This window comes from Serratia sp. JSRIV006, from assembly GCF_019968685.1.
GTDB lineage: Bacteria > Pseudomonadota > Gammaproteobacteria > Enterobacterales > Enterobacteriaceae > Chania > Chania fonticola_B.
In genome coordinates, this window is record NZ_CP074137.1 from 2,224,785 (window position 1) to 2,242,565 (window position 17,781).

Genomic DNA, 17,781 nt, shown 5'->3' on the forward strand with positions numbered 1-17,781 from the left:
CGGCTACAGACCGGTTAGGTAAAAGACAAAGGCCAGCGCCGCTACGCCAAAACCGAGCCAGGTAACGTGGTGCGTCAACAGGAACCGCCCACGCGCCAAGGAATTTTCAACAATGGAGGCGATGACAAACACCGCCAGCAGTTTGGCCAGCATGATGACTGCCGCCAGCGCCAGCGCGGGCACCGTCAGTTCCACCGCCTTGCCAAAGGGAATAAACACCGCCAGGAACAGCTCGGCCACTACCACCTGCTTGAGACCTATCCCCCATTTCACCAGCGCCAGGCCGGAGCCGGAGTATTCGGTCAGCGGCCCTTCCTGAAGTTCCTGTTCCGCCTCTGCCACGTCGAAGGGGATTTTGCCCATTTCGATAAACGCGGCGAAACCGCAGGCCAGCATGGCCAGCAGGGTGGCCGTTGGAGAACTCCATCCTTCGGTCAGGGTGACGCTGATGGTGCCGATATTGGTGGAACCGGCAATCAACGCCACCACCAATAACGCCAGGATCAGCGTAGGTTCTACCAATACGCCCAGCGTCAGTTCGCGGCTGGCCCCGATCCCGGCAAACGGGCTACCGGTATCCAGACCAGACAGCGAGAAGAAGAAGCGAAACAGTGCGAACAGATAGAGCAGGGTGATCAAGTCTCCCGCACCGGCAAACGGCGACGTCCGCGTGACGATGGGCAGCGTCATCGCCACCAGCAACATGCTGCTCAGCAGTACATAAGGCATCACGCGGAAGATGGCGCCCGACTGCGCCGGAGCCACCTCCTGGCGCTTGAACAGCTTGCCCATATCGCGGTAGTCCTGCCAAATGCCGGGGCCACGGCGCGAGTGCATCCGGGCGCGGATTTGGCGGGAGATCCCGGTGAACAGCGGCGCGAGCGCCAGCATTATCAGCGCCTGCATCAGCGCGAAGAGTCCCATCATTAACGACGGTGTTTCCTGCATCGACATGCTATTTCTCCCTTAAACCGCGACAAGCAACAGCAGGATCACCAAGGCGATCACCACATACAGGCAATAGAAGCGGAAGTCACCGCTCTGCATGCCCTGCAACCGCACCCCCAGGCGTTGAGAGGCCTTGACCAGCGGATGGATGATCCAGTCATCCCAGAACGGCTCGGCGCGGGTTGCCCCTGCAGTTGTCTGTTCCAGTGCTCGCGCTAATGCCGGAGTTGGATCGAGCTGCTTGCGCAGACGGTATAGCGAGGCAAACATGGCGCGCAGTGGCTGGGTAAAGCCCCCGGCGGATACCGCCATCGCCTGCTCCCAGTTGTAGCCGCAGGCCCAAGGGTCGCCACGGCGGCGGAAGTTAGACTGATTGCTTTTCAGCAGGAGATACACCGCCAATGGGATCAGCGGCAGAGCGAGCAGCAGGATAAAGGTCAATGCTGGTGACAGCATGGCTTGGCTGGCCAGTTGCGGCACCAGCATGGAACCTTGCACGACGGTGACGTCATGAGTGCCAACCTGCGTCATGGCAACCTGCGCCAACACAGGTGCGACCACGCTGGCTCCCACGCCGAGCAGTACGCACAGCAGGGCCAGCAACAGCATGGAGACCGTCATCTGCCATGGCACTTCGCGAGCCTGCACCGCTTTTTCACTGCGCGGGCCGCCGCAGAAGCTGACGCCGTAGACCTTGACGAAACACATCGCCGCCAGCGCCCCGGTGATCGCCAGCATCACCATGGCAATCGGGCCGCTGAGACGCATCACAAAGTTGCCGTCGTGGCTCATGGAAAACAGCGATTGGTAGGTGTACCACTCGCTGATAAAACCGTTCATTGGCGGCAGGGCGGAGATCGACATACAGCCGATCAGGAATGCCAGCCCAGTGAGCGGCATCAGCTTCGCCAGGCCGCCCATTTGTTCCATATCGCGGGTATGTACACGCCAAATCACGGCACCAGCACCCAGGAACAGCAAACCTTTAAACACCGCATGGTTGAGCAGGTGATACAGCGCGCCGAGTAGGCCCAACGCCGCCATCACCGGGTGTCCGCTAGCCATACCGACCATCGCCACGCCCACGCCCATTAAAATGATGCCGATGTTCTCCACCGTGTGCCAGGCCAGCAGGCGCTTGATATCGTGCTCGGCCAACGCATACAGCACTCCCAACACCGCAGACACCGCGCCGAAGGCTAGTACCACGATGCCCCACCACATTTCGGTGGCCCCCAGCAGATCGATCCCGACCTTGATGATGCCGAAGATGCCGATCTTCACCATCACGCCGGACATCAGCGCTGAAGCATGGGAAGGGGCAGCCGGGTGGGCGCGTGGTAACCAACTGTGTAGCGGCAGCATCCCCGCTTTGGCCCCAAAGCCAAAGAAGGCCAGCAGGAACACCACCGACGCCATCCAAGGGGAAAGCGACAGCGAACGGAAGGAATCAAAGTCCAGGCTGCCGCTCTGCCGCCACATCAGGAAGAAGGCGATCATGATCAGCACCGAACCGGCGTGGGCGATAAAGAAGTACAGCAAACCGGCGCTGATGGATTCGTCATCCTGATCGGCGATCACCAGGAACCAGGAGGCCAGCGACATCATTTCGAACAGGATAATGAAGTAGAAGGCGTTATCCATCACCACCAACCCGACCATCGAGGCGATAAACAGGTTCATAAAGAACCCCATGCTCGCGGCGCCTTTGCCGCGATACTCCTGCACATAGGCGATGGAATACAACGCGCAAACGGTGACCAGCAGCGATATCACTACCAGCATAAAGGCCGCCAGCGAGTCCATGCGCACCACAAAGGCGGCAAACGAGAACAGGCCAGGGGTAGAGAAGGTGAGGGTTTGCCCGCTTAACAGGACCGGGACGGCGCTGCACAACCCTAACAGGCCACCCATTATCGCGCTGATGCCCGCCAGCAAAATGGCGAGGCGCTCCCGGCGAAACAGCAGCAGTGATAACACGCCACCGGCGACATACATCACCAAGGCCCAAAACAGTAGAGTGAGAGAGTCCATGTTTATTTCTGCCCCCTGACGAGAGAAGGAGAGGATGGCCAGCCGATCGCGACCTGGCCGGCTCGCGCCAAACGCCGGGCCTGCGCTTCCTGCTCAAGCTGCTGCTCATCGATGATATGCAGGGCATTGGTTGGGCAGATGCGCACGCATTCTGGCCCATCGGCGAGGAAGGCGCAGAGATCGCACTTCACCGCTACCGTTTTGATCCCGGCATTCCAGGACAGATAGGGCGATTGGTTTGCGGGGCTGGTTGGCACATCGGGCAGCAGTTCTGCCGGGACGTACTGCTCAAACATTGATGGGATATTGACTGGCCCGCTTCCCGCAGGCGTAATTGCACCGAACGGGCAGGCCAGGCCACATAGCTTGCAGCCAATGCACAGGGTCTCATTCAGCTCAATGGCATGCTCGCCGTGCGTGATGGCATTGACCGGGCAAACGCGCGCACAAGGGGCGTCTTCACATTGGCGGCAAAGTATCGGCGCCGTTTGTTCTCCGACCCGGGTCACCGTCAGCCTGGGATGCGACTGTAGTCCTTCGGCTTTATGCACCTCGGTACAGGCAGCCATGCAGGTATTGCATCCGATACAGTGTTGAGGCTCCGCAATAACAAAGCGGTTCATGGCCGTTCCTCCGACAGAAAGCGGTTCATGCTTATATCGCCAACGACAGTGGATTGAGGGCGGCGCGGCGGCGTTTCTCTGCGTTCATTTTTTGCAGTAGCTGTTGGTCCACACAGAGCAACGCATCGGTGGGGCAAAACTCCATACAGGCCGGGCCATTGGCACGTCCGGTGCAGAGATCGCACTTGTGCGCTTCCGCCTTCTCGGCGGTGGGGAACATCAAGGCATTACCCTGATGGGCCATCGGGCGGGTGACCACTTCCATCACTCCGTATGGGCAAGCCATGACGCAGGCTTTACAGCCGATGCAACGCTCCTGCGTGACCTTGACCATGCCGTCGCTCTGGCTGATGGCCCCGTTGGGACAAACGCTGGCGCAGGGGGCATCATCACACTGACGACACAGCACCACGGTGCTGACATTGCCGCCTTTCAGCAGATGCAGGCGAGGCGTGAAGTTGGCGGCATCCAGCGCCGAGACATCCTGGTTTTGGCTATGGGCCACTACGCAGGCGATCTCACAAGTACGGCAGCCGATGCATTTTTGCGGATCGGCCATGATAAACCTGTTCATCAGTCACTCCTGATTACCTTCCATCGTTAAACCCCAGGCGGCGAGCCTGTAGGTCTGTGCTGCCGTTAGCTATACACAAAACGTGCCAAGCCTAATAAATTGATATAAAACAGTTGGTTGTGATTTTATGTGTCGCGCATGAACGGCGGATGGGCATAAACGACGAAGCGGGAGGGGATATTCGTCACGTTCCGCCAGGGTTGGCGTCGTCACTTCGTCATTTTTGTCGAAATCGGTAGCAAAAATGACGGTTTGCCCCTCACCCCAACCCTCTCCCACAGGGAGAGGGAGCCGATCGGCGTTGTCGATAAGTGCGGGAATAAAGTTGCGGCTTGTTAAGTCAATTTTCCTGTGGAGGGGGAGTTAAATTGGCGCTGTGGTCGATCACGGGACTTAATTTGCGTCTCGGACTGTCCCCTCTCTTAGGGGAGAGAGAGCTGATAACCCCTACTCTGTTGGGAGAAGGGCTGTCATATCAGCAACCTCGGTCGCCCCCTTTAGCGAAGGTGAGTCAGCCGGTGCTTATGAAGGATCACTATACTTTCAGCCCAACTCGATCGCCCCTTTAACCAAGGTGATTCAGCTGGTGCTTATGAAGGATCACTATACTTTCAGCCCAACTCGATCGGTCCCCTCTCCCTGTGGGAGAGGGTTAGGGTGAGGGGCCATGGGATCACCTTGGCACCGTAATTGCACTAGCTGAAGCATCGGTGATTAATCGCCGAACAACGGAGCCCAGATGCATGAAATAACCCTTTGCCATCATGCGATGGAAATGATGCAGCAACATGCCCGGCAACATCAGGCCCGGCGCATTACCGCCGTCTGGTTTGAGATCGGCGCATTCTCCTGCGTGGAGGCGGAGTCGCTGAGGTTCTGCTTCGACATGGTTTGTCGCGGCACCTTGGCCGAAGGCTGCGAGTTATATCTGCTCGAACAACAGGCACAGTGCTGGTGTCACGACTGCCGGGCGGATGTCCAGTTGCTGGTTCCCCAGGTCCTGGTCTGCCCGCAATGCGGCGGGCGCAACCTGCGGGTGCAGGCGGATGACGGCTTGCAACTCAAGCGCCTGGAAATTGAATAACCAAGAGGAAAAGGCATGTGTATAGGCATTCCCGGTAAGGTTGTGGCGCTGGACGCAAACCAACCCCAGCACGCCTGGGTTGACGTCTGCGGTGTGCAACGAGAAGTGAATATTGCCCTGGTGTGTCAGGACGATGAACCGCCAGAAGCGCTAATCGGTAGCTGGGTGTTGATCCATGTTGGCTTTGCCATGAGCCGCCTGGATGAGCACGAAGCACAGGAAACCTTGTCAGCGCTGCAAGCTATGGGGGAAGTGGAGCAGGATGTTGCGTTGTTCCTGGCAGGTGAGACCGAGCAGGAACGGAGATAAATTGTGCTATCCCCGGCAAATGATATTCCTGTTGCGGTGTTTTGTTGATCCGGTCGGGAGAAATTACCATTAACAAACCTTACTCTTTGTGGGGATGTTCGCTGGCAATAATCTTCGTGACTCAGACAAGTGATAAACCATGTCGACTGTACGCTTAGAACAACAAGACCTGCTCGAAATTACGCGCATGCTGCTCGGGCAGCATAATTTCATCGATCTGTTACTGCAATTGCGTCAGGTATTGCAGCGCATGCAATTGGCCGACAGCGTCGCGTTGGTGCTATTTGATCCGCACAGTGAACGGGTGAGTTTTCACGGGCTGGATCAAGCGCTGCAGTCGGTAAACTATCAGGACGAAACGTTGCTGGCGAATGGCCCGGTGAGCCGCTTTCAACACAGCTCGTTACCCCAACGCTGGCAGGCTGATGAGCTGCACGATCGCTATCCGCAAATCCGCGCCCTGAAGTTGCATCCTCCCTTCAACCAATACTGTTTGATGCCGCTACATGCGGGCGGGCGGCCGCTCGGGGGCTGTGAATTACTGCGTAGCGGAAGCGAGCCGTTCAGCGATGCCAGCCTGGTGCAGTTGCAAACGCTGATGGAAGTGGTGGCGCTGGCCACGCAGCAGATCGTTTTGTTGGAAAACGCGCAACGGCAACAGCACCAGCTGCGTCATGAGCTGGATGACTATCGTATCTTGGTGGATGTCACCAATGCGGTGCTGTCAAAGCTGGATCTGGATGATGTCATGGGGGAGATCTCGGAGAAAATTCACCACTTTTTCAACAGCGACGCCATCAGCATCGTATTACGTAGTAACCACGCAGAGCAGCTCACTATCTACTCCACCCACTATTTGCATAACAACGCCCCCGAACGTCAACAATACAACGTGGCGTTGGCTGGCACCTTAACCGAACGGGTGATGCGCAGCGGCGAATTGCTGCTGTTGAACCTGAAAAATGCCGAGCAGCTTTCCGGCTATGAGCGTCGGCTGTTTGATATATCACAGGGTAGGATCGAGGCATTGTGCGTATTGCCACTGATATTCGGCCAAAAGAAGCTGGGGGTGCTGAAGCTGGCGCAATGCCAGGCAGATGGTTTTAACGCGGCCAACTTACGGGTGCTACAACAGATTGCCGAGCGTATTGCCATCGCGGTGGATAATGCGCTGGCCTGCCAGGAGATCAACCGGCTCAAAGAGAGCCTGGTGCATGAAAACCTGTATCTGACCGAGCAGATCAACGTCAATCATCCCGATCTGAGCGAGATTGTCGGGCGCAGCGCGGGGATGTCTGCGGTGCTCAAACAGGTCGAAATCGTGGCTAAAAGCGACTGTTCGGTGCTGATCCTCGGGGAAACGGGCACCGGCAAGGAGCTGATTGCGCGAGCGATCCATAACCTGAGCGAACGACGTGACCAGCGCATGGTGAAAATGAACTGTGCGGTGATGCCTGCGGGCCTGTTGGAGAGCGACCTGTTTGGCCATGAAAAAGGTTCGTTTACCGGGGCCTCGACCCAACGTATGGGCCGCTTTGAACTGGCGGAGAAGGGGACGCTATTCCTCGATGAAGTGGGGGAGATCCCCATTGAGTTGCAACCCAAGCTACTGCGGGTGTTACAGGAACGGGAGTTTGAACGGGTCGGCGGCAATAAACCGATCTCCGTCGATATCCGTCTGATTGCCGCCACCAACCGGGATTTGCAGCAGATGGTGGCCGATCGTGAATTTCGCAGCGATCTGTTCTATCGTCTGAACGTGTTTCCGATCGTTATTCCACCGCTGCGCGAACGGCCTGAAGATATCCCCCAATTGGTGAAGTTCCTGACCCATAAAATTGCTCGTCGCATGAAGCGCACCATCGACAGTATCCCGGCGCAAACGCTGCGGTTATTAAGCCAGATGCCGTGGCCGGGCAACGTGCGTGAACTGGAGAACGTGATTGAGCGGGCGGTATTGTTGACGCGCGGCTCGGTGCTTGAGCTGCCGCTACCCGAATTGCAGTATTCGCAATCCTCAGGGGGGCCGCCTGTCGCTGCCATGGAAAAGGTATCGCCGGAGGAGGATGAGCGCCAACGGGTGCTCCGCGTGCTGAAAGAAACCAACGGCGTGGTTGCTGGGCCACGCGGGGCTGCACAGCGTCTTGGGCTGAAACGCACTACGCTGCTATCGCGGATGAAGAAGTGGGGCATTTCGGTGAATTGATGGTGAAGGGGGCGCCGCATGCTGCGCCCGTTTTAATCCTATTAACCCCAGGCTCAAAACCCTGGGGTGGGTTGACGAATGATTACTTACGCGCATCCAGCAGTTGAGCGGCGTTCTCGGTGGTCACCACGGTCCATGGCACCGAATAGCGTTTAGCCGTGCCGTTATCCCACTGCATCTGGCCTGCATACTGCTTCCAGATATCCGACTGTGGTTGATAGCTGTCGCCTTTTACCGCGCGCAGCGCTACATCGATAGAACCCTGCATCTGGGCATGAGCATCTTGCAGAATCGACACCATCTCACCAGCCTGTACGGCACGAATGGCATCAGAGACGCCGTCGACCCCGGCAATCGCAAAGTCTTTCACGTTCAGATTGGCACCCTTGATAGCTTCAATTGCCCCCAAGGCCATTTCGTCATTTTGTGCGATGACGCCGTTAATCTGGCCACGGTGTTTCTGCAACCAGTTTTCCATCAGCGGCAGCGCCTCGGCGCGTGACCAGTTGGCCGTCTTGCGCTCCAGCACCTTGATTTTGCCTGGGCCACATTCGGCAATGGCCTTGTCGTTGCCTTGCCCGCGCTGGATCTCACCGCTGCCGCCTTTTGGCCCTTCGATAATCACCACGTTGCCCTGGCAGTTCATTTTCTGCAGTACCGCTTTGGCTTCCAGATACCCGCCCAGCACGTCGTCAGAGACCACTTCAGAGGTCATCTGATCGGTATTCAAACGGGCGTTGGTGACCACCACCGGGATCTTGGCCTTGTTGGCCATGGTCACCACGTCGATGTTGGCCTCGTAGTCCATCGGGTTAATGATGATGGCATCGGTTTTGGTCTGAAGGGCGGTTTCAGCCTGATTGTTCTGCACCATCGGGTCGTAGCGGCCGTCGTAAACGGTGAGCTGTACGTTGCCATTTTTAACCTCAGGATGCTCTTTCGCCGCCTTCTCCATCAGTTGGACAAATTCGGCCTTCATGCCGTACATCAACACGGCGATTTTCACCGGGGCGGCCTGGGCCAGCGTTGAGGTCCCCAGCAGCAGGCCGGAGGTGAGCAACGCAATTTTGGTCATCTTGTTCATGGTGACTCCTGGTTATAGGGGTTTTGTTGTTATGAGGTAAGTTAGTCACGTTGTTGTTTGCGTGACGGGTCGAGCAACACGGCGACAACAATCAATGCGCCCTTGATGATCTGCTGGTAATAGGACTGCACACCGAGCAAATCGAGGCCGTTATTCATCACGCCGATAATCAATACGCCGAACAGGGTGCCAACCAAGGTGCCGACGCCGCCAGCCATACTGGTGCCGCCAATGACCACGGCGGCAATGGCGTCCAACTCGTAGGCGCTACCAGCGTTGGTTTGTGCCGAACCGGTACGTGCCGTCAGGATCAAACCGGCGATCCCCGCCAGGGCAGCACACAGGGTGTAGACCAACACCTTGATTTGTATCACGCTGATGCCCGAGGTGCGGGCGCTCTTCTGGTTGCCCCCCACGGCATACACATGGCGGCCGAAGATGGTTTTATTGAGCAGGATCCAGGCGAGCACAAACAGGGCGGTAAAAATAATCACCGGCACCGGGATGCCCAGCACATAGCCATTACCTAACCAGCGGAAATCGCTGTTGAGTTGCGAAACCGGGTTACCGTCGGTGGTCAGCAGCGCCAGGCCACGGGCGGCGGAAAGCATCCCCATGGTGACGATGAAAGGCTGCAAGCGGTAGCGGGCCAGAATGGTGCCGTTGATCAGCCCGCAGACGATGCCGATGCCCAGGGCGACAATCAGCGGCACCATCACTGCATGCGCGGTATCGCCGATCGACAGCCCGCTGTTGGTGGTGGCAAAGCGGGCGGCGACGATGCCGCTCAGCGCCAAGACCGAGCCTACGGAAAGATCGACCCCGGCGGTAATAATCACAAAGGTCATGCCGATGGCCAGAATGCCGTTAATCGAGACCTGGCGCAGAACGATCAGCATGTTCTCATCGCTCAAGAAGTAATTGCTGCTCCAGGCACCTTGCGCCACCTGAACTTCGCCAATCACCGTGACGATCAGACACAACACGAAGAAGGCGATAATAATGCCGTATTTGTGCAGATGCCGTTTATTTTGCGTAAAAAAAGCCAACCCGGGCGTTAATGAGTGGGTGCCATTCATAGTAAGTTCTCTTTAAAATAATGAGTTGATTGCCTGGCTATACGGCCAGTTTCATTAGTTCCGCCTGCGTGGCGTTTTTAGTCGATAATTCACCGGCGAGCATGCCGTTACGAAACACCAGAATGCGGTCACTCATACCGATAATTTCTGACAGCTCGGAAGACACCATGATGATCGCTTTATCCTTCAGCGCGAATTCGGACATAAAGCGGTAGATCTCTTTTTTGGCCCCCACGTCAATGCCGCGTGTCGGCTCATCGAGCAGCATGATTTGCGGATCGAGCAAGGCCCAACGCCCCAATACCACCTTCTGCTGGTTGCCGCCGCTCAGGTTGCCGACGATATGGTCGGCATCGGGGGTTTTGATGTTGAAGCGCTGGATCATGTCGTTGGCGCGCTGCTGTTCCTGGCTCGGGTTAATCATACCCAGTTGGCTGATGGCACCCAGCGAAGCCACGTTGATATTTTCTTTAACCGAGCGGCACAGCACCAGGCCGGTATCCTTGCGGTCTTCCGTCACATAGGCCAGACCGCTGTTGATTGATTCTTGTGGTGAATGCTTGGCGAGCTGACGATCGCCGATCTGGATGGTGCCGCTGTCCGCGTGCTGAATGCCAAAGATCAGATCGAGGAACTCACTGCGCCCGGACCCCACCAGCCCGTAAATCCCCAGGATCTCGCCGCGTTTTAACGTCAGGCTGATGTCGCGGATCTTGTTGCCCCAGCACAGGTTCTGCACCTCCATCATCACTTCATCACCGGGCTGATTGAATTTGGCAAACTCGCTTTCGAACTCGCCGCCAATGATGTGCTCAATCAGCTGCTCGCGGGTGATATCTTGCAACAAACCTTCATGGATATAGCTGCCGTCACGGAAAATGGTGTAGCTGTCGGCAATCTGGAAAATCTCGGACAGACGGTGCGAGACGTAAATGATGCCTTTGCCCTTGGCGGCCAGCCGGGTGATCGCCTGGAAGATTTTCTGCACGTCCTCCTCGCCGATGGCCGACGTAGGCTCATCCATGATGATGATGTCGGCATCAGAGTGGGAGAGGGCCTTGGCGATCTCCACCAACTGCTGTTCCGCCACGCTGAGGTTGCGCATTTTTTCCGTCGGCGACAGGGCAAAATGCAGGTCCTGCAACAGCGCAGCGGTCTGCTGGTTCATGGTTTTGAAATCGACAAAGCCCAGGCGGCGGGGTTCGCGCCCCAGCCAGATGTTTTCGGCAACCGTCAGATCGGGGATGGCGCTCAGCTCTTGTTGCACGATAGCGATGCCAGCCGCCAGCGCCTCTTTCGGATGAGCAAATTCACAGCGTTGGCCATTGACGAAAATATCGCCGCTGTCGGGCTGGATAAAGCCCATCAGGATGCTGAGAAAGGTAGACTTCCCGGCACCGTTGCCGCCGCACAGCGCGTGAATCGACCCTTTGCGCAGGCAGAATTCGGCATTTTTCAGCGCGACGACGGAGCCAAACGACTTCCTCACGCCGGTGACCTCCAGCAAGTAGGCCGGGGCTTTGGTCTGGGGATCGCGTGTCATAGCTTCACCTCGGGATACTCTTTTTGCAGTAGGTTCAGGTAACCGGCATACAGATCGGCATATTGCCGCTGGTGCTGCGGATCCGGCATCACGCGGGTCTCTTCATCCAGCCGGACAAAGCGCTGGCATAGCCTGGTTAACTCTTCTGAGGCCAACAGCTCGGGTTGGGTCGCCAGACTGTCACACCACATGGCCTGAATGGCGGCACCCAGCGCAGCGGTTTCCTTTTCTGCCAGACACACCACCGGGCAGTTCATCACGTCGGCGACGATCTGCCGCCAGCAAGCGCTGCGAGCGCCACCGCCGGTGAGGCGAATTTCGCTGGTGGAAATACCCTGCTGCTGGAACAGGTCGAGGCCGTAGCGTAGGCCATAGGTAGCGCTTTCTACCACGGCCCGGCACAGGTTGGCTCCGGTAAAGTTGTCACTGTCCAGGTTATGCAGGCTGGCCTTGGCTGCGGGCAGTTGCGGAACGCGTTCGCCGTTGAAAAACGGCAGCATCATCACGCCCGCCGCTCCGGGTTCGGTGGCGGCAAGAGCCTGATTAAATCCGGCTATGTCCTGGTGCAACAGACGCTGTACCGAGGTGCTGGCAGAGGTGACGTTCATAGTGCAAATCAGCGGCAGCCAGCCGTTGCTGCTGGAGCAGAAACCGGCAATCGCTTCAGAATGGCTGACCACCGGCCGATCGGCATAGGCAAACAGCGTTCCGGAGGTGCCGAGGCTCATCGTCACGATGCCGGGGCGAATATTACCGGTGCCGATTGCCGCCATCATGTTGTCGCCGCCGCCGCTGGCCACCCGGACATTAGGTTGCAGACCCAGCAGCGCCGCCACTTCCGGGCGCAGATAGCCAACGCTTTGCTCGGCGTTGATCAGGCGAGGCAGGGCATTCCACAGCAGGCCGCTATCGTCGATCAGCGCTACGGCATCGCGATCCCAGCAGCGCTGACGAATGTCAAACAGCCCGCTGCCGGAGGCATCGCCAAATTCCGCCACCCGTTCCCCGGTCAGCCAGAAGTTGAGATAGTCATGCGGTAACAGCACCGTTTTCAACCGTGCCCACAGCTGTGGATGTTGCTGCTTGAACCACAGGATCTTGGACGCGGTATAGCCCGCCGCTACCATCAGCCCCAGCTTCTGCAGGGAACCTTTGATGCCACCCAGGCCTGCCAGCAGAACGTCGTTTTCCCGCTTGGTAGCGGTGTCACACCATAGTTTTACCGCGTGCAGCACTTCGCCTTGCTCATCCAGAGCAACGAAGCCGTGCTGCTGGCCGGAAACCGACAGGGCGACAATCGCCGCTGGATCAATGCTGGCGCTGTCGATTGCCTGACGAAACGCCAGCAGCAATGCCTCAATCCACCACTCGGCCAACTGCTCGCGGCGCCCGGAAGAGTCGCTGATCATCTCATGCGGCGCACTGCCTTCGCCCACGATGGTGCCGGATGTGCCATCGACAATCACCACCTTGGTGCCTTGTGTGCCACAGTCGATGCCTGCATAGAGCGCCATGAGTTACTCCATTTCCAACATGATTTTGATGTCGGTTGGATGACCCGCCGCCGCGCGTTCAAAGGCGGCCACGCTGTCCTTGAACTTGAAGCTTTGCGAGATCAGCGGCTGTACCCGCAACTTGCCGGAGCTGAGCAAACGCAGGGTGCGCGGATACATGTTGGCATAGCGGAAAATGGTCTTGAAGGTGACCTCTTTGGCCTGGGCGGCCACGATGTCCATTGGTGCGGCGTCAATTGGCATGCCGACCAGTACCGCAGTGCCGCCGGGAGCAATATGCTCGCTGACGCCGCCGATGGCCGGTTTGGCTCCGCTGCATTCGAACACGATGTCGACGCCGTTGCCGCTGGTCAACTCGGCGACCTTTTGCGCCAGGTTGCCGGTTTTGATATTGACCGCGTGCAGCCCCTCATAATTGGCGGCCACCTGCAACTTCTCTGCAAACAGATCGCAGATGATCACATCTGAGCAGCCACCGGCCAACGCCGCCAGAGCGGTCACCACGCCGATGGGGCCAGCACCAATCACCAGCGCGATATCACCCGGCTTGATCGCAGCCTTGGTGGCGGCGTGCATCCCGATGGCCAGGGGTTCCACCATGGCACCTTCGGCAAAGCTGACGTTGTCCGGCAGTTTGAAGGTGAAGGCGGCAGGGTGGATGACGCTCTCTCTCAGGCAGCCGTGGATCGGCGGCGTGGCCCAGAAGCGAACGGCTGGATCCAGATTGTATATCCCTGCACGGGATTGCTGTGATTGCAGATCGGGAATGCCAGGCTCCATGCAAACCCGATCGCCAACCTGTAGATGGCGAACGTTTTTGCCAATCGCCATGACGACGCCGGCAGCCTCATGGCCGAGCACCATCGGGGCGTTAACCACGAACGGTCCGATACGGCCATGCTGATAGTAATGCACATCGCTGCCGCAAATACCGACGGAATGGATCTTGACCTGTACATCGTTTTCGCCAAGGACTTCATCAAACTGACAATCCTGGATGCTGATTTTACCGGGTTTTTCTAGCACTAATGCTTGCATGGTTATCATCCTTTCGTATCATTTTTATGGTATCGATATCATTTTCAATGAGCAGGATAGTAAGCGCGGACGGGCTAAAAATGTGTGATGTTGGTTGTGTTTTTTGCTTTTGTGTTAAAAGTTGTTGGTTTAATGATGTCAAATAGTCGTGAAGATCACATTTATTGGCGTGCGATGTTAACTATGATGGTATCGATATCATTAACGTTAACGAGGACATCATGCAGCGACCTATCGATGCGCTAGAAAGAACCCAAACCTTGCTTGCAGGCTGTGGCATACGGTTGACCGACGTGGAAAAACGGGAGATCGAGCTGACGGATTTCGGCCTGGCCGATTACCCGCGCTCGGGGTTACAGCTACTGACTTACATTAACACCCCGCGCTACTGCGCCAAGGAGTTGGTGCTATTCCCACACCAAACCTGCCCGGAGCATCTCCATCCGCCGTTTGATGATACGCCGGGCAAACAGGAAACGTTCCGCTGCCGCTGGGGTGAGGTTTATCTGTTTGTGGATGATGATGCCCTGACCTTGAACACCGAGCGGGGGAGCCCAGTCTGTCAACCTCCAGCCGGGTTCGAACAGTGGTATACCTGCCAGCGTTATATTTTGTTGCGCGCGGGAGAACAATATACAATCAAGCCTAATACCAGACACTGGTTCCAGGCAGGTAAGCTTGGTGCGGTGGTTTCTGAGTTCTCATCGCAAAGCCGTGATGATCTAGATGTTTTTACCGATCCCAACGTCCGGCGCGTCGGTTGATGCTGCAGTGATGAGAGTATTTACATAAGAGGTGATAATCCTTGATCACCTTGCCATGGTACAAAATGAGATGTTCCAACCAGGAGTCACACTTGGCGGCCGATCGACCACTGAAAGCGACGCTAGAGAGCGTCGCAGCGCTTGCAAATGTCAGCAAAATTACCGTATCCCGCGCGTTCTCTCAGCCGGACAAAGTCCACCCCGATACGCTCGATCGCATCCTCAAGACGGCGGAGAGTCTGGGGTATGTGATGAACACCGCCGCACGCAATCTGCGGGCTAAAGCAAGCAAAACGATCGGCATCGTCAACCCTGATATGGCCAACCCGTTTTTTGGCGCGCTCACCCGGCTGATGACGCTGGAGGCGCAGAAAGCGGGCTACGATACGCTGGTGTTTGACTCTTATGAGTCGCAGGAAAATGAAAACCGCATTATCGACAAGCTGATTGGCTACAACGTGGATGCCATCATTTTATCGGTGATCTCATCGGACCGAAACTATACGCCCGGCTACCTGAAAAACCTGGAAAGGCTCGGCATCCCGGTGGTGCTGGTCGATCGGGAACTGGATGGGGCGTTTTGCAGCGGCGTGTATATCGACAATCTGGACTGCGGTTTACAGGCGGGGCGTTATCTGCTGGAGCAGAACAGCCAAAAGGTGGTGGTGGTTTCCGGGCCAGAGGATTCCAACGTGGCCAAAGAGCGGGTTACCGGGCTGATTGCTGCGCTGCAAGGCAAGGTGGCGAGCCTGGAGATTATCCATGCGGATTTCTATATGGATGCCGCCCTGCGCGTGACCAACGAGTATCTCGATCGCCAGCCGCCGCCGGACTATTTTGTCGGCTGCAATAACCAGATCTCGCTAGGTATCATCAAATCCTGTGTCGATCACCGTTTGGCGCTGATGAAAGACGTCTCGCTGTTCGGTATTGATGAAGTCTCTAATGCGGCAATTTACGGTTTTAATTTCCCCTGTATTTCCCACGATCTGCATGAAATCGCCTGGCAGGCGTTGGGGTTGGCTATCCGCCGGGCCGTCGATCACCATATTAAACCGGGTAAAGTCATTGTCAGAGGCAAGCTGATTGGCGGCTAGCCGCTGGCCATCGAGCTTGGTGGTAGGCGGAAATAAAAACAGCCAATCTTTCGATTGGCTGCTTGGGTGAAGCTAAGGCTGGCCTTAGGCTTCGATTGGGGCACGCCAGTCGTCAGAACCCGAAGTCCCGGCGGTGGTGTGTTCCCAAGTGATTTTACGGTATGCCAGTGAAACGCGAACCAGTTGAGTGAACTCAGCCTTGGTTGGATCCTGGCAGTGTGGCATTTTGCAGTCGATATCGATGATGGTGGCATCTTCCAGTTTGGTGGTAAAGAAGTGCTCTTGTTTACCTTCGATCGAGGTGCGGTACCATTTCAATTCAACCGTTGGCAGCATTTCGCCAGAGGCCAATGCGTTATACAGCAATGGAACAGCTTTGTTATAAGCCACAGTGAAGCGGAATGGCTTATGTGCACGCTGCCCTGATGGCTGGCCAGACTGCGGATCGGTTGGTACGGTAACGATATGTTCAAATTCCTGAACCAGCATCTGGTCTTCGTGGCCTTGAACAAAGATGTTACCGACAGATTCAGCGGTAAATGCGCTGGCGGTAATATTACCTTGGGTTTTCCCTGTGATAGAGATATAAGCTGGAGTTGGCATCTTAAAGATCCTTGTCAGTTAGCTTGGTATTAACTCAATGCTAGTCACACCGACTAGCCGATATTAATCGACCTCGAATGTCACTTGCCCCACTTCTCACTTCGGCCATCACTATAATCGGGACTTTCCCTAGTGCCAAGCCACTCACAAATTTGCAATGTTTATTGGTATCGTTAATGGGATAAAAAATTATAATATTTGCATTATTGGTGTTTTATGCTGGTTTAAATATTGGTGATAGTTATGGTTTGTGTCGTTACCATAATTAAAATAATTACATTGTTTTTTAACTTGTTGTTTTAAATGAGTTTATAAATTTTTGTGAAATTATTTTTTATGATCATAAGCCGAAAGTTGCTCTTGCCAGGTGATAAATTATTAGGAAGCTTAGTAAAGAAAAATTTATGGACTTTTACCTGTCAGATCGAGGACGATACATTCAGTGAAGCTATGCTAATGCAGGAAATGTCCAGCTTCGTCGGAAGCCGTAAACTGATTTTTCGGGCTTTTTGATATTATTTAGGATAATTCGCAGGCTTTTGCGGAATATGGGAAAATTCCCATATTTACGTGCGAAATAGGATTACTCCTGGACCTCAGTGCGACATAAACGAAGGTATTTAGTTTTACGGTGATAGATTTGCTATCTGAATGGATGGTGCTAACTCTATTAGCATGGATGATATCTGAATGTCATTTTCCGGTGCTCATTCAACAAACATTAGCTGGTATTCCCTTATTGTGACTAAAAGGACGAGTGATGAGTAAGAATAATCAAAGCAGTGTTGCCCCCAAGGAAAGGATCAACATTAAGTACGTTCCTAATACGGGCGATCAAACCTCTGAAATTGAACTGCCACTGAACCTGATGGTGGTTGGCGACCTCAAGGGGGTTCGTGAAGACACCCCGATTGAAGAACGTCAGGTTGTTTCCGTCAGCAAAAACAACTTCAACGCGGTGATGAACGAAGCCAATATCAACCTTTCGTTCACAGTACCCAATCATCTGGAAGGTGAGGGGAAAGAAGAGATGCCGGTCACATTGGCGATCAATTCCCTCGACGATTTCTCACCGGACAACGTGGCGAAAAACGTCCCCGAACTGAAAAAAATTCTGGAACTGCGGGAAGCGCTGGTCGCCCTGAAAGGGCCTCTGGGTAACATTCCTGCCTTCCGTTCTCGTCTGCAAGATCTCCTAGGCAATGAAGAAATGCGTGAGCAGTTGCTAAAGGAATTGGACATTCTTAATCAGAAATAATTGAGACGGAAAGAGGGAATTTA

General features: G+C 55.6%; 16 protein-coding genes. 6 read left to right on the top strand and 10 right to left on the bottom strand.

The window, feature by feature from the left end; genetic code table 11:
* Window positions 1-3: 3 nt before the first annotated feature.
* The 4 genes from KGP16_RS10235 to hydN are packed head-to-tail and all read right to left on the bottom strand — an operon-like array spanning window position 4 to window position 4,179.
* Complete coding sequence (locus tag KGP16_RS10235; RefSeq protein ID WP_305802310.1) at window positions 4-954, bottom strand: respiratory chain complex I subunit 1 family protein; 951 nt, start codon at window positions 952-954, stop codon at window positions 4-6.
* A 12-nt stretch (window positions 955-966) separates the two neighbouring features.
* Window positions 967-2,982: a hydrogenase 4 subunit B gene (gene hyfB / locus KGP16_RS10240; protein ID WP_223501278.1), complete on the bottom strand. Its 2,016-nt coding sequence runs from the start codon at window positions 2,980-2,982 to the stop codon at window positions 967-969.
* Window positions 2,983-2,984: 2 nt separating this feature from the next.
* Window positions 2,985-3,605, bottom strand: coding sequence for a 4Fe-4S dicluster domain-containing protein (locus KGP16_RS10245; RefSeq protein WP_021804844.1), 621 nt, complete (start codon window positions 3,603-3,605; stop codon window positions 2,985-2,987).
* Between the two features lie 31 nt (window positions 3,606-3,636).
* Window positions 3,637-4,179 carry an electron transport protein HydN gene (hydN, locus tag KGP16_RS10250; RefSeq protein WP_021804843.1) on the bottom strand — a complete coding sequence of 181 codons (543 nt, stop codon included), beginning with the start codon at window positions 4,177-4,179 and terminating at the stop codon, window positions 3,637-3,639.
* A gap of 739 nt (window positions 4,180-4,918) precedes the next feature.
* Between hydN and hypA the strand changes: the two genes are divergently transcribed.
* The 3 genes from hypA (at window position 4,919) to flhA (ending at window position 7,778) form a co-directional block, all read left to right on the top strand.
* Complete coding sequence (hypA, locus tag KGP16_RS10255) at window positions 4,919-5,263, top strand: hydrogenase maturation nickel metallochaperone HypA (protein WP_021804842.1); 345 nt, start codon at window positions 4,919-4,921, stop codon at window positions 5,261-5,263.
* Window positions 5,264-5,278: 15 nt separating this feature from the next.
* Entirely contained in the window at window positions 5,279-5,572 is a 294-nt protein-coding gene (locus tag KGP16_RS10260) for a HypC/HybG/HupF family hydrogenase formation chaperone (RefSeq protein ID WP_059200441.1), read from the top strand.
* Between the two features lie 139 nt (window positions 5,573-5,711).
* A complete protein-coding gene (gene flhA, locus KGP16_RS10265; RefSeq protein WP_115158295.1) occupies window positions 5,712-7,778 on the top strand; it encodes a formate hydrogenlyase transcriptional activator FlhA in 2,067 nt (688 codons plus the stop codon).
* A gap of 82 nt (window positions 7,779-7,860) precedes the next feature.
* Here the strand turns inward: flhA and KGP16_RS10270 are convergent, their stop codons facing one another.
* From KGP16_RS10270 to KGP16_RS10290, 5 genes are read right to left on the bottom strand one after another with little or no spacing between them, the layout of a single operon-like run.
* The gene (locus tag KGP16_RS10270) at window positions 7,861-8,853 is read right to left on the bottom strand and encodes a substrate-binding domain-containing protein (protein WP_371822191.1); all 993 of its coding nucleotides are present in this window, start codon (window positions 8,851-8,853) and stop codon (window positions 7,861-7,863) included.
* 50 nt (window positions 8,854-8,903) lie between these two features.
* Window positions 8,904-9,941, bottom strand: coding sequence for an ABC transporter permease (locus tag KGP16_RS10275; protein WP_218519507.1), 1,038 nt, complete (start codon window positions 9,939-9,941; stop codon window positions 8,904-8,906).
* Window positions 9,942-9,978: 37 nt separating this feature from the next.
* Window positions 9,979-11,484, bottom strand: coding sequence for a sugar ABC transporter ATP-binding protein (locus tag KGP16_RS10280; RefSeq protein WP_021804838.1), 1,506 nt, complete (start codon window positions 11,482-11,484; stop codon window positions 9,979-9,981).
* Window positions 11,481-12,998 carry a xylulokinase gene (gene xylB, locus KGP16_RS10285; protein WP_223501280.1) on the bottom strand — a complete coding sequence of 506 codons (1,518 nt, stop codon included), beginning with the start codon at window positions 12,996-12,998 and terminating at the stop codon, window positions 11,481-11,483. The genes KGP16_RS10280 and xylB overlap by 4 nt, the downstream gene beginning before the upstream one ends.
* A 3-nt stretch (window positions 12,999-13,001) precedes the next feature.
* Entirely contained in the window at window positions 13,002-14,036 is a 1,035-nt protein-coding gene (locus KGP16_RS10290) for an NAD(P)-dependent alcohol dehydrogenase (RefSeq protein ID WP_094982347.1), read from the bottom strand.
* Window positions 14,037-14,257: 221 nt separating this feature from the next.
* On the opposite strand from KGP16_RS10290, the gene KGP16_RS10295 reads away from it, so the two are divergent.
* A complete protein-coding gene (locus KGP16_RS10295; RefSeq protein WP_021178408.1) occupies window positions 14,258-14,800 on the top strand; it encodes a D-lyxose/D-mannose family sugar isomerase in 543 nt (180 codons plus the stop codon).
* Between the two features lie 92 nt (window positions 14,801-14,892).
* Window positions 14,893-15,897, top strand: a complete 1,005-nt coding sequence (locus KGP16_RS10300; protein ID WP_223499242.1) for a LacI family DNA-binding transcriptional regulator — start codon at window positions 14,893-14,895, stop codon at window positions 15,895-15,897.
* Between the two features lie 84 nt (window positions 15,898-15,981).
* On the opposite strand, the gene KGP16_RS10305 is transcribed toward KGP16_RS10300, so the two are convergent.
* Window positions 15,982-16,500 (bottom strand): Hcp family type VI secretion system effector, encoded by a 519-nt coding sequence (locus KGP16_RS10305; protein ID WP_021178406.1) that lies wholly within the window; start codon window positions 16,498-16,500, stop codon window positions 15,982-15,984.
* Between the two features lie 760 nt (window positions 16,501-17,260).
* Between KGP16_RS10305 and tssB the strand changes: the two genes are divergently transcribed.
* Window positions 17,261-17,758 carry a type VI secretion system contractile sheath small subunit gene (gene tssB / locus KGP16_RS10310; protein WP_021178405.1) on the top strand — a complete coding sequence of 166 codons (498 nt, stop codon included), beginning with the start codon at window positions 17,261-17,263 and terminating at the stop codon, window positions 17,756-17,758.
* Window positions 17,759-17,781: the final 23 nt, after the last annotated feature.

Excerpts from the sequence above, each read along its gene's own strand:
- KGP16_RS10280 (WP_021804838.1), bottom strand. The coding sequence starts at position 11,484 with ATGACACGCGATCCCCAGACCAAAGCCCCGGCCTACTTGCTGGAGGTC.
- KGP16_RS10275 (WP_218519507.1), bottom strand. The coding sequence starts at position 9,941 with ATGAATGGCACCCACTCATTAACGCCCGGGTTGGCTTTTTTTACGCAA.
- xylB (WP_223501280.1), bottom strand. The coding sequence starts at position 12,998 with ATGGCGCTCTATGCAGGCATCGACTGTGGCACACAAGGCACCAAGGTG.
- KGP16_RS10290 (WP_094982347.1), bottom strand. The coding sequence starts at position 14,036 with ATGCAAGCATTAGTGCTAGAAAAACCCGGTAAAATCAGCATCCAGGAT.
- KGP16_RS10260 (WP_059200441.1), top strand. The coding sequence starts at position 5,279 with ATGTGTATAGGCATTCCCGGTAAGGTTGTGGCGCTGGACGCAAACCAA.
- KGP16_RS10295 (WP_021178408.1), top strand. The coding sequence starts at position 14,258 with ATGCAGCGACCTATCGATGCGCTAGAAAGAACCCAAACCTTGCTTGCA.
- flhA (WP_115158295.1), top strand. The coding sequence starts at position 5,712 with ATGTCGACTGTACGCTTAGAACAACAAGACCTGCTCGAAATTACGCGC.
- KGP16_RS10245 (WP_021804844.1), bottom strand. The coding sequence starts at position 3,605 with ATGAACCGCTTTGTTATTGCGGAGCCTCAACACTGTATCGGATGCAAT.
- hypA (WP_021804842.1), top strand. The coding sequence starts at position 4,919 with ATGCATGAAATAACCCTTTGCCATCATGCGATGGAAATGATGCAGCAA.
- hyfB (WP_223501278.1), bottom strand. The coding sequence starts at position 2,982 with ATGGACTCTCTCACTCTACTGTTTTGGGCCTTGGTGATGTATGTCGCC.
- KGP16_RS10270 (WP_371822191.1), bottom strand. The coding sequence starts at position 8,853 with ATGACCAAAATTGCGTTGCTCACCTCCGGCCTGCTGCTGGGGACCTCA.
- KGP16_RS10305 (WP_021178406.1), bottom strand. The coding sequence starts at position 16,500 with ATGCCAACTCCAGCTTATATCTCTATCACAGGGAAAACCCAAGGTAAT.
- hydN (WP_021804843.1), bottom strand. The coding sequence starts at position 4,179 with ATGAACAGGTTTATCATGGCCGATCCGCAAAAATGCATCGGCTGCCGT.
- KGP16_RS10235 (WP_305802310.1), bottom strand. The coding sequence starts at position 954 with ATGTCGATGCAGGAAACACCGTCGTTAATGATGGGACTCTTCGCGCTG.
- tssB (WP_021178405.1), top strand. The coding sequence starts at position 17,261 with ATGAGTAAGAATAATCAAAGCAGTGTTGCCCCCAAGGAAAGGATCAAC.